We start from the raw sequence: 2,839 nt of genomic DNA, 5'->3' as shown, positions 1-2,839 counted from the left end.
ATTTCCACCCGAGCGGATCGTGTGCTTGACCGAGGAGACGGTCGAGACTCTCTACCTTCTCGGTGAGCAAGATCGCATCGTCGGTGTCTCGGGTTACGCGGTGCGTCCGCCCCAGGTCCGGCGCGAGAAGCCACGGGTCTCAGCCTTCACCAGCGCGGACATTCCGAAGATCCTTGCCCTCGAACCTGACCTCGTGCTGGCCTTCTCGGACCTGCAGGCCGGCATCGCCGCCGATCTCGCTCGGGCGGGCACCGCCGTCCATCTGTTCAACCAGCGCGACGTGGCCGGCATCCTGACGATGATCCGCACGGTCGGCGCCCTGGTTGGCGCCGGCGACAAGGCCGAGGCGCTCGCGCGCGCCTACGAGGAACGTCTCGCCCGCGTGGCGGAGCAAGTCCTCGGGCAGCGCCGATTGCGGGTCTATTTCGAGGAATGGGATGAGCCGCTGATTTCCGGGATCGGCTGGGTCTCGGAGCTCGTCGGCATCGCGGGTGGGCAGGACGTCTTCCCCGAATTGGCGCGCCAAGGGGCAGCGAAGCACCGGATCGTGCAGCCCGAAGCGGTTGTCGCGGCGGCGCCCGAGCTGATCCTCGCCTCGTGGTGCGGGAAGAAGGTCGTGCCCGCTCGCATCGCGGCGCGCCCGGGCTGGGACACCATCCCCGCGGTTGCGCAGGGCCGGATCGTCGAGATCAAGTCGCCGCTGATCCTGCAGCCCGGCCCCGCGGCCCTTACCGACGGGCTCGACGCCATTCTGGCGGCCCTCGGGCGGGCCCCGGCGGCCCACCGTGCCGGGCCCGTTTCGGACCACCCCGCCTGGGACCGCACGGACAGGCATCGCGCGGTCCTCCTCAAGGTCCCGGACGAGGGCTCGGTCTAGCGCAGCCGCCTCGCCGGTGGTTGCCTCCTCGTGCTCCTGCAGCGCGGCTGGATACAGCGCATCCACTCGGATTTTGGAAAGGCAGCAGCGGTTCGACCGCTTCCGGAACCGATCTGAGTCATCCGACCTCTGCTGCCACGCTTCGCAGTTTGTTCGCAACGGCCCCTGCGGCATGCCCTTTGTCTGACGTCACCGTGGCTGGTGCACGGAACAGCTTGGATCCGGTATAAAATCGACGGATGGGGGCCGAGCGTACGTCGCGAGAATGCGGGATGTCGAACCTCAGCGAGCGAACTGCGCGCCACCAGCAGCTCATGGGGCCGCTGCTCGTTTGCGCCCTCGTCCTGGGGCTTGCCGGCTTGCCGATCGCCGTCTGGCTGGATTTGCGAGCCCTGTCCGAGCACACGCTGGAGGCACAGGCGCGGGAGACGGGTCGCATCATCGACGCGATGCGTAGCTTTTACGCCAGCGACGTCGTGCAGGCGGTCAATACCGCCACCGGCAAGATCGAGACGCGACATGACTACAAGGGGATCCCAAACGCCATTCCGATTCCGGCGACGCTCTCCCTCGAGCTCGGCGCCCGGATTAGCGGCGAGACCGGATCGATCAAATACCGCTTCATCTCGGACATGCCGTTCAAGGACCGCAAGCCCCATGAGCTCGACGCTTTCGAGCAAGCGGCGCTTGCCCACCTTCGCACAAACCCGCAGGCCGAATCGGACGTCGACGTCTCCGGCTCTCTCTTCGACCGGCAGGTCCGCATCGCTGCGCCGATACGCATGGAATCGGTCTGCGTACGCTGTCACAACACCCACCCTTTGAGCCCGAAGACCGACTGGAAAGTCGGCGACGTGCGCGGCATCCAAGAAATCGTCCTGCGCCAGCCGATCGCCGCCAACGTGCTGTCATTCAAGTACCTGCTCGGCTACTTCGTCCTTGCTGCGGTTGCCGGCACCACATTCCTGGTGCTCCAGAACCGCCAGACGCGGCTGATCGACCGCATGAACCAGGAGCTGGTCGAATCCAACAGCTTCCTGGCTTCGATCTCAGTCCAGATCGCGAAGTACATCTCTCCTCAGGTATACAAGAGCATTTTCAGCGGCGAGCGCAATGTTTCCGTCAATACCGAACGCAAGAAGCTGACGATCTTCTTCTCCGACATCAAGGATTTCACGGCCGCCACCGAGCGGCTGCAGCCTGAGGAACTCACGGCACTCCTCAACGAATATCTTACCGAAATGAGTGCCATCGCGCTTCAGCACGGTGGCACCGTCGACAAGTACATCGGCGACGCTATCCTCGTGTTCTTCGGCGATCCCGAAACCAAGGGCGTGCGCGAGGACGCCTGTGCCTGCGTTCGCATGGCCATCGCCATGCAGCGCAGCCTCGCCGGGCTCAATGCGCGCTGGCGCCGCGCCGGCATCGAACACCCGTTCCAGGCGCGGATGGGCATCAACACCGGCTACTGCAACGTCGGCAACTTCGGTTCCGAGGAGCGGATGGACTACACCATCATTGGCGCTGAGGCGAACCTCGCCGCCCGCCTGCAGTCGAGCGCCGCACCGAACGGCATCATGCTGAGCTTCGAGACCTATGCTCTTGTCAACGACATCGTGCGCGCACGGCCGCAGGAACCGATCCGCATGAAGGGCATCAGCCGCGAGGTGGTGCCGTACGCGGTGGAGGGCGACCTCGGCCCCGCTCCAGGCGAGGAGACGGTCTTTAGCGAACATGGCCACGGCATCGACTTCTTCATCGACGTTGACGCGCTCGAGGCTGAGAGCGCAGCACGCCTCAAGCAGCGCCTCGCCGAAGTGCTAGCGGCAGTCGAGAAGCGGGTGCAACAGGACCCGGCCGCGTCGGCGTATTGCTGACGAAGCAGCTGCCGCTGAGCGCAAGCACGCCATGAGCGACATGGCCGACGGTTTCGAGCGGGCGGTCGGCGGCATCATTGGCACG

Annotated in this window: 2 protein-coding genes; both read left to right on the top strand. The window is 65.3% G+C overall.

Translation table 11 applies throughout. The features are described 5' to 3' along the window. Positions 1-877: cobalamin-binding protein (locus WDW90_RS36070; RefSeq protein WP_336492547.1), on the top strand; the 877-nt coding region annotated here is incomplete at its 5' end. Between the two features lie 272 nt (positions 878-1,149). Next, positions 1,150-2,754, top strand: a complete 1,605-nt coding sequence (locus WDW90_RS36065) for an adenylate/guanylate cyclase domain-containing protein (RefSeq protein WP_336492546.1) — start codon at positions 1,150-1,152, stop codon at positions 2,752-2,754. Positions 2,755-2,839: the final 85 nt, after the last annotated feature.

This window comes from Methylobacterium nigriterrae, assembly GCF_037106235.1.
Taxonomy (GTDB): domain Bacteria; phylum Pseudomonadota; class Alphaproteobacteria; order Rhizobiales; family Beijerinckiaceae; genus Methylobacterium; species Methylobacterium nigriterrae.
Note: the sequence above shows the minus strand (reverse complement) of the source record. Positions and strands in the feature narration are given on the sequence as shown.